Source organism: Promineifilum sp. (SeqCode) (genome assembly GCF_041918635.1).
Lineage (GTDB): Bacteria > Chloroflexota > Anaerolineae > Promineifilales > Promineifilaceae > Promineifilum.
In genome coordinates, this window is record NZ_JAYRVJ010000537.1 from 1 (window position 1) to 8,337 (window position 8,337).

The window sequence follows — 8,337 nt, forward strand, 5'->3', positions numbered from 1 at the left end:
GGTCGCCGCCGCCTTGGCCGTGCTGATGGCGCAGGGGTTGGCCGCACTGGACTCGCCGCGGCGGTGGATAGCCAAGGGGGCGGTAGGAGCGCTGGCGTTTTGGGCCGCGGCCATGCCCCTGCTGGTCATCCGCCCCGCCTATGCCCCGCCGCCGGCGCTGGCCGAGCCGGTTGGCTTTCCCAATACGCTCGACGTGCGATTCGGCGAAGGGATGGCGTTGCGCGGCTATGACCTGCCGGCCGTCGCCGTGCCCGGCCAACCCGTCGAAGTGGCACTGTACTGGCAGGGCGAACGCCCCATGACCGAGAGCTACACGGTTGCCGTGCGCATCCTCGATCCGGGCGGGAGGGTGGCCACGGGCTTAGACACGCCACCCTATGCCGGCCGCTACCCGACGCTCGCTTGGGAGCCGGGGCGGGCTTTCCGCGACGTATACCGCCTGCCGCCGCCGGTCGCGGACGCGACGCCCGGCCTGGGGACGCTGCTGGTGACGATCTACCCGCAGGGTGAGCCAGAATCGCCGCTGCCCGTCACTATCGACGGCGCGCCAGCCGGCTACGAGGTGTATCTGGACACGCTCAAACTGGCCCCGTCGTCGTCGGCGCGCTACGACCCGCCACGCGCCCTGGCCGCCGACTTCGATGGTCGCTTCCGTCTGTTCGGCTATTTCATGCCCGACGCGGTTGGGCCGGGCGAGCCGCTGACCGTCACGCTCTACTGGGAGGCGACGCAGCCGGACGGGCGCGACTACACCGTTTTCGTCCACGTGCTGGACCAGGCGGGGGAGCTGGTCGCCCAGGCCGACGGCCCACCGGGCAATGGCGGTTATCCGACTTCCATCTGGAGCGCCGGCGAGCAGATCGAGGATGAGCATGTTGTCGTCATCCCGCTCGGCGCGCCGGCCGGGCCGTACCGGGTGCGCGTCGGCCTTTACGACCCGGCTACAGGGCAACGGCTGCCCGCCTTCGACGCCGCCGGGGTACGCCTGGCTGATGACGCTGTGGAATTGTCTATGAGCGGCAAGTAAGCATCCCCGACGCGCTCATCGGCTAAAGTATCCGACTATACAGCATTGTACTGGATTACGGACCATAATCTACCGGGACAGCCGGACGGCCGTGATTTCATTGCGCTGCATCACCGCGAGGGTCGATTGGCTGCGAGAGCCAAATCTGACAAGGAGCACGTGTGATGACTCAATTGAATTTGCTCGCTGAATTGCGAAAGCTGAACGGCCGCGTGATCGCCCCCGGCGACGCGGAGTACGACGCGGCGCGCACCGTCTACCACGGCGGTATCGACCGCCGGCCGGCGGCCATCGCTCGGGTCGCCAACGCCGCCGACGTGGCCCGCGTCGTCTCGCTGGCGCGCGAGACGGGGCTGGAACTGGCCGTCCGCAGCGGCGGTCACAGTCCGGCCGGCTATGGCGTCTCTGACGGCGGCATTGTGCTTGACCTGGCGGACATGAAGCGGCTGGACATCAACGTTGAGCAGCGCACCGCCTGGGCCGAGACGGGCCTGACCGCCGCCGAATACACGGCGGCCACCGCGCCCCACGGCCTGGCGACCGGGTTCGGCGACACCGGCTCGGTCGGCATTGGCGGCATCACGCTGAGCGGCGGCGTCGGCTACCTCGTCCGCAAGTACGGCCTGACCATCGATAGCCTGCTGGCCGCCGATGTGGTGACAGCCGACGGCCAACTCGTGCGCGCCGACGCCGAATCGCACCCCGACCTCTTTTGGGCCATTCGCGGCGGCGGCGGTAACTTCGGCGTGGCGACGCGCTTCCTCTTCCGGTTGCACGAGGTTGGCGCAGTCGTCGGCGGCCCGCTCATCCTGCCGGCGACGGCCGAGGTGATCGCCGGGTTCATCGCCGCGGCCGACGCCGCGCCGGAAGAACTCTCGACTATCGTCGGCGTCATGCCCGCTCCGCCCATGCCTTTCCTGCCGCCGGAGCAGCATGGCCGGCTGGCCGTTATGGCCTTGATGGCCTACGCCGGCCCGGTCGAGGACGCCCAGCGCGTCCTGGCCCCCTTCCGGGCGCTGGCCGCGCCCATCGCCGACTTGGTGCGGCCGGTGTCCTACGCTGAAGCTTTTCTGCCAGACGAACCTGGCTATCACCCGGTGACGACGGCGCATTCGATGTTCATTGACACTTTTGATTTGGACACGGCTGAGACGATTCTTGACCACCTGCGCGGCGCGACGGCGTCGTTTGCCGTGGCGCAACTGCGCGTGCTGGGCGGGGCAGTGGCCCGTGTGCCAGTCGCGGCCACGGCCTTTGCCCACCGCCAGCGGCGGATCATGGTGAATCTGGTCGCGTTCTACGAACGGCCGGAAGAGCGGGCGACGCACGAGGCGTGGGTCGCCGATTTCGCCGCCGCGCTGCGCCAGGACGAGGGCAGCGCTTACGTTGGCTTCCTGAGGGACGAGGGCGCGGCGCGCGTCCACGACGCCTATCCCGGCGCGACGTGGGCGCGGCTGGCGGGGGTCAAGGCGCGTTATGACCCGACCAACCTCTTCCGGCTCAACCAGAACATCCCGCCGGCCGGGTAGCCACAGGAGATCACCATATGTGCCGCAACATCAAGCCGCTCTTCAACTTCGAGCCGCCGGCCACCGAGGACGAGATCAGCGCCGCCTCGCTGCAATTCGTGCGCAAGATCAGCGGCTTCAACAAACCGTCGCGGGCCAACCAGGCCGCGTTCGACGAGGCCGTGGCCGACATCGCCCGCGTCGCGGAGCGGCTGCTGGCCGCGCTCGAATCGAACGCGCCGCCCAAGGATCGCCAGACAGAGGCCGTCCGCGCCAAGGCGCGCGCCGCCCGCCGCTTCGGCCCGCCCACTGGTGAGACTATCGAGACCCCATCATGAAAGACAAACACCGCCCACTCATCGCGCCCGCCTTGCTCGGGCTGTTGCTCCTGGCGGCCCTCGCGCTGGCCGGGTTGCCGGCCGGCGTGGCCCGTTCCGAGGGCGCCGCGCCGGCCATCACGCCGGTATCTTTCGGTTATCTGCCGTTTGTGCGCGCCCTCGCGCCAACGCAGACACCTTCCAACGCCGCCGCGCTGCTGACTATCACGCCCAACGCGGCGATCAACGCCAGCACGTTCAACAGCGGCTCTTTCATCGTCGAGAATCAGTCGCTCAGCGGCCAGCGCCTGACGCAACTGCGCATCGATCTGGGCACGGCCATCCTGCCCGACGTGGTCTTTGACCCCCATGGCAAGGCCGGCGACACCGTGGCCAAGGACGTGGCTCGCGACCAGGAGTCCGGCATGAGCCTGTCCGGCTGGTCTTATGAAGTGGCTCATGACGGCGGCTATGAGGTGCTGCTACTCCGCTTCGGCGGCTTCGACCGCGGCGACCGCTTCAAGTTCTCGGTCGACATTGACCCGACGAGCATCCAGGGCGTCGGCGCGCCCGGCCCGGCCGAGTCGGGCAGCGTCGGCGGGCTGGAGTTGGTCGGCGCGACAGTGACGGCTACCTTCAGCGACGGCGCGACGCTGACCAACCAGGTCTACCGGCGGCCGGACGCGGGCGCGGGCAGTGGCGCGGTGGTGGCGTTGCGGGCCGGCGCGCCGGAACTGCCCGTGATTGCGATACCGGGCATCACCGCGCCAATGACGGTCAGCGCGCCCAACCAGACGGTGCGCGTGACGGGGCCGGCCGGGCGGTCGGTAGTCGTGCTGGTGGTGGAGGGCGGGCTGTTCACCGAGGGCCTACCGGATGACGGGTTCGACCTGGACCCGTTCGAGGCCAACAGCGCCCTCATCGCCCGCGAGTATACGGCCGTTGTGGGGTCGGGGGAGGCGGTGGACGTGCCGATCTTGCTGAGCCGGTCGATGGCTGAGGGGGGCATCAACACCATCACCGCCGTCTTTGAAGATAGCGATGGATTGAAAGGGTTGGTGGCCGCGCCGCTGGTGCTGGAATTGGAGTAAGAGGACGGCGGCACACTATCCGACAAACCCGATGGCCGGCGTCCCGCCAGCCCTTCATCGGTTAGCCACCTGCCGCCAGGACGGCGGCGATCCAAAAAGCGGCCCACCTTGTCCACAAGGTGGGCCGCTTTTTGATGGGTAGAGACGTTCCGGCGGAACGTCTCTACAGGTTGAACGCTACTCTCCCAACAAGGCGGCCAGGATGTCGGCCATGTCCTGCGGCGCTTCGCCCATGCGCGCGCCGAAGTTCGCCGGCATGGCGCTGGGCGGGCCGGCGCACGGGCCGGTCGGGCATTCCGGCGCGATGTGGTCGCTCGGGAACAGGATCGAGTGGTACACGTACTGAAGGGCGTCCATGCCCTCAACGCGGGTCGCGCCGTCGGTCTCGATGTTCACCAGCGATGGGCCGATAGCCGCCGGGGCCGCGCCGTCCAGTGAGCCGTGGCACGCCTGGCAGCCGTAGGTGACGCTATACAGCTCCGCGCCGCGGGTGGCGTCGCCGGGCTGCACTTCGTCAGTGCGGGCCAGGAACTCCTCGGCCGTCTCCGGCCAATCGTAAGTGACCACGGGCGCGGCGCACAGCGTCTCGCTCTCCCAGTTCAGCACGAAGTTAGTGACGTTCTCCACCTGGTCGGGGCGCAGGGGGCCGCCGAACTGCTCCGCCCAGGCGGGCATGATCGCGCCGCGGCCGACGGAGACGACGGACAGGACGTAGTTGCGCTTCGTGCCCTGCCAACCCATATCAGTCATCCGCTGTGACTTGTCGCCGCACAGCAGAGCGTTGTAGTTCAGCGGCAAGCCCTGGCAGGCGATCTGGTTGCCGGAGGAGTCGTAGCACTCCTGCGCGGTTCCGTCGATGCCGTGGCAGGTCGTACAATTGTTGGCGAAGATGTTGCCGCCGGCCTCGATCGAGCGACCGAGTTCAGCGTTGATGAAACGTCCCAGGCGCGCCGGCTCGCGCAACGCCGCATAGCCGAAGACCATCATGGCGAGCATGAAGGCGATGGTTCCAATGGCGATTTTTAGCTGCATCGGTCATCTATCCTTGCTGAAAAATCTGCATAATCTGCGTAATCTGCGGATTTTTCTTCCGCTAGTCAGTCGCGCAGGACTTGTTCAGGAACCGGCATTCCTCTTCGTAGTTCGAGTTGGCGTGCCGGAAGGCCGCCCAACTGGTGTCAATGAGCATCTCGTCCGGGTTGTCCGGGTTGGCGACCTCATAGGTAAGCGTCATCTGCCGCAGATTGGGCTGAACGTCGGTGATGGTCAGCTTGGCGATGGGGTCAGGCATGGCGTCGCTGGTGAAGCCGTTGGCGAAGCGCTTGGCGCCACTCTCCAACTGCGAGACGGTGCACTCCGTCCACATCTCGTTGCCGGTCAAGGTGCAGCTCTGCTCAGCCAGGGCGTGCTCGAACAGCTCCAGGCCGCGGGTCAGGAAGGGATTGCCGTCGACCACCTGGCCGGGGGTGTAGACGCCCGGCGTCATGTGCTCGAAGGGGATGCCCTTCAGGCCCCCCGGCCCCTCTTCCGGCAGCAGGTGGATGCTGACCTCCCGGTCGGGTGAGGAGGCGACGCGGAACTCCGGTGAGCCCATCCAGTTGGAGACGAGCATGAAGGCGATGAAGAGCATGGCCACAGTCAGGCCGATGCGGCGGTCGGCGTAGCGGCGGCTCTTGCCCACCTCGACGTAGGGCATGACGATGAAGGCCACCAGCAACAGCGGGATGAAGCCGACGACGAGCGTCTTGTCGGCCAGCTTTAGCCAGCCTTGCGACCAGGAGAGATACCACGGGGCGACGACGTGGAGCGGCGTCACGACCGGGTCGGCGTGCGTCTCCAAAGGCGCGTCCCACAGCCAGAGCGAGCCGGCCACCAGGAACAGCGTCGCCAGCGCCGACCACATTAGTTCGCTGGTCAGGATGTCGGGGATGAAGTAGGTGCGCTCGTCCTTGGGCACGCGCTTGGCCGTGTCTTCGCCCACTTCCTCGCGGCCGGGGGGCAGGGAGATGCCGTACAGGACGACCTTGTAGTAGTGAACGAAGAAGAAGATGCCGGCCAGCAGCGGCAGCAGCAGGACGTGCAGCAGATACCAGCGCAGCAGGCCGTTCGCGCCCAGCGCCGGGCCGCCTTGCAGCACCAGCAGGACGGTGTCATTGACGAAGGCGGGGGCCGGTGCCGCCGCGCCGCCGCTGATGAAGACCGTCAACGCCCAGTAGGCCAACTGATCCCACGGCAGCAAGTAGCCGCTGAAGCTCAGGAAGATGGTGAAGACCAACAGCAACATGCCCGTGACCCAGGTGAACTGGCGCGGCTTTTTGTAGCTGCCGGTGACGAACGTTCGCAGCATGTGCAGGGCGACCACCAGCACCATGACCTCCGCGCCCAGGCGGTGCATGTTGCGGAACAACTGGCCCAGCGGCACGTTGCCGAGGATGTTCCACATGTTGCTGTAGGCGACCAGCGGGCTGGGGGTGTAGAAGACCATCAGGATCAGGCCGGTGATGGTTTCCCAGATCAGCATGAAAGTGGACAGCCAGCCCAGCCGGAAGGTGGGATAGATGTTGGTGACGCCGGTATGGTAGAAGCTGGGACGAATGTGGAGCCAGAAGCCGTCGGCGTGGGGGCGCAGCCGGGGGTTGGGCCGGCGTGGTTCGTCGCCGCGCAGCGCGCCCCGGATGTCGTTGATGTTCAGCCCGGCCGTGGCCCGCTCGATGACTTCGTCGGCCTTGGTCAGAACAGCCTGCTTGATCCCCATTTCGCGGACTTGTTCGACGAATGTAGCCATAACAACTCCTTCAGAATAATTAGGAATTACGAATTAGGAATTAGGAATTCTGGAGGTTAGGAACCGCACGCTTGGGAGATTCCTAATTCGTAATTCCCAATTCCTAATTGATTAGGGGCAGTTACCCTGGAAGTCGCACAGCAAGGGCAGCGACGGGCCGTCCTTGCGGCTGCCGGTGTCCACCCGCAGAAAGGCCGTCCCCTCGGGCAGCGGGAGCGGCTGGTAGAAATCGCCGTCAAGCGTCGCCTCGGCCAGCACGGTCGACTCATCGTCGGCGATGGCCTGGAGCAGGAAACGGTCCAGCGAGCGCGGGGCCGGCGACTCGACGCGGCGGCCGTCCAGCCGGTACTTGGAGCCGTGGCAGGGGCATTCGAAGCGGTTGTTGGCCGGCGTCCAGGAGTAGATGCAGCCCAGATGAGTGCAGACCTTGTAGATGGCGGCCACGCCCTGGATGGGGTTCGACTCGTCCTGAGCCTGATACATCAACTCGTTGGGCTGGGTGCTGTCGAGATTGACCAGCCAGAAACGGCCGTCAGGGAAGTTGATAGGCGAGGCGTTGACTTCGGGCAGTTCCGCGATGTCGATGGTGAACGTGCCGCCGAACTCGCCTTCGCGGAAGCGGGGAATCAGGAACCATAGGAGAAGCCCGGCCCCTTGCAGGGTGACCAGAGCGATAGAGGCTCCCCAGATGTAGTAAAGGAACTCGCGCCGGCTGACGCCCGTTCCCGTGGCTCCGGCGTCAACTGTTGCCGCTTGACTCGCCATGTGGCTACTCTCCTGCTTCGCTAAATTCGTCCAATAGTGTCTGACCGGCGGCGCTTACGTGTGCGCCAAGAAGCGACGCCGACCATCACTGTAGTTGTGCTTTTTATCACAAAAGGGCCTCTCGGCCAAACTTAGAAACCGAGTTTCTTCTGAGGAAACCCGGTTTCTGAACGGGCAGTGGGCGCTGAGGGACTCGAACCCCCGACTTCTTCGGTGTAAACGAAGCGCTCTAACCAACTGAGCTAAGCGCCCTCTTCGGCCAGGTTCATGATAACGGCGGCAACGGCGGTGCATCCGGCGCGACTCCACCATTGGCCTCTACATTATAGCGGTTGACGGCCAGCGCGCCAAAATCGCCGCCCCGGCTCGTAGTCAGGCAATTCATTGCCGTTCTTCAGGCAGGAGGGAAGAACGGCACTGAATTGCCTGACTACGAACGACATCAAATGCGCGGCAACACAATACTCTGCTGGTGCTGATACTTCCCCTTGCGATCGGCGTAGGATACTTCGCAGACCTGATCGGACTGGAAGAAGACCACCTGGGCGATGCCTTCGTTGGCATAGACGCGGGCCGGCAGGGGCGTGGTGTTGGAGATTTCCAGCGTGACGTAGCCCTCCCACTCCGGCTCGAATGGCGTGACGTTGACGATCAGCCCGCAACGAGCGTAGGTGCTCTTGCCGACGCAGAGGGTGATCACCTCGCGCGGGATGCGGAAGTACTCAACCGTCTGGGCCAGGACAAAGGAGTTGGGCGGGATGACACAGACGTCGCCGTGAAAGTCGATGAACGATTGGGGGTTGAAATGCTTGGGGTCTACGACGACGGAATGGACGTTGGTGAA

At 65.7% G+C, this 8,337-nt stretch carries 7 protein-coding genes, 1 tRNA gene and 1 pseudogene; 4 read left to right on the forward strand and 5 right to left on the reverse strand.

What is annotated here, in order from left to right; genetic code table 11:
* The 4 genes and pseudogenes from ACE3UY_RS16090 to ACE3UY_RS16105 form a co-directional block, all read left to right on the forward strand.
* Positions 1-1,027: pseudogene (locus ACE3UY_RS16090) on the forward strand (hypothetical protein); the annotation flags it as partial.
* A gap of 164 nt (positions 1,028-1,191) precedes the next feature.
* Positions 1,192-2,556 (forward strand): FAD-binding oxidoreductase, encoded by a 1,365-nt coding sequence (locus tag ACE3UY_RS16095; protein ID WP_374688512.1) that lies wholly within the window; start codon positions 1,192-1,194, stop codon positions 2,554-2,556.
* Between the two features lie 17 nt (positions 2,557-2,573).
* Positions 2,574-2,873, forward strand: coding sequence for a DUF2277 domain-containing protein (locus ACE3UY_RS16100; RefSeq protein WP_374688513.1), 300 nt, complete (start codon positions 2,574-2,576; stop codon positions 2,871-2,873).
* Positions 2,870-3,943: a hypothetical protein gene (locus ACE3UY_RS16105; protein ID WP_374688514.1), complete on the forward strand. Its 1,074-nt coding sequence runs from the start codon at positions 2,870-2,872 to the stop codon at positions 3,941-3,943. The genes ACE3UY_RS16100 and ACE3UY_RS16105 overlap by 4 nt, the downstream gene beginning before the upstream one ends.
* A gap of 177 nt (positions 3,944-4,120) precedes the next feature.
* Here ACE3UY_RS16105 and ACE3UY_RS16110 read toward each other — a convergent pair whose 3' ends face one another.
* The 5 genes from ACE3UY_RS16110 to dcd form a co-directional block, all read right to left on the reverse strand.
* The gene (locus ACE3UY_RS16110; protein ID WP_374688515.1) at positions 4,121-4,975 is read right to left on the reverse strand and encodes a c-type cytochrome; all 855 of its coding nucleotides are present in this window, start codon (positions 4,973-4,975) and stop codon (positions 4,121-4,123) included.
* Positions 4,976-5,036: 61 nt separating this feature from the next.
* A complete protein-coding gene (locus ACE3UY_RS16115; RefSeq protein WP_374688516.1) occupies positions 5,037-6,728 on the reverse strand; it encodes a cytochrome bc complex cytochrome b subunit in 1,692 nt (563 codons plus the stop codon).
* Between the two features lie 111 nt (positions 6,729-6,839).
* Complete coding sequence (locus ACE3UY_RS16120) at positions 6,840-7,493, reverse strand: ubiquinol-cytochrome c reductase iron-sulfur subunit (RefSeq protein WP_374688517.1); 654 nt, start codon at positions 7,491-7,493, stop codon at positions 6,840-6,842.
* Between the two features lie 178 nt (positions 7,494-7,671).
* Positions 7,672-7,745, reverse strand: a tRNA-Val gene (locus ACE3UY_RS16125).
* Positions 7,746-7,935: 190 nt separating this feature from the next.
* Positions 7,936-8,337, reverse strand: a 402-nt coding sequence (dcd, locus tag ACE3UY_RS16130) for a dCTP deaminase (protein ID WP_374688518.1), incomplete at its 5' end; no start/stop codon positions are given.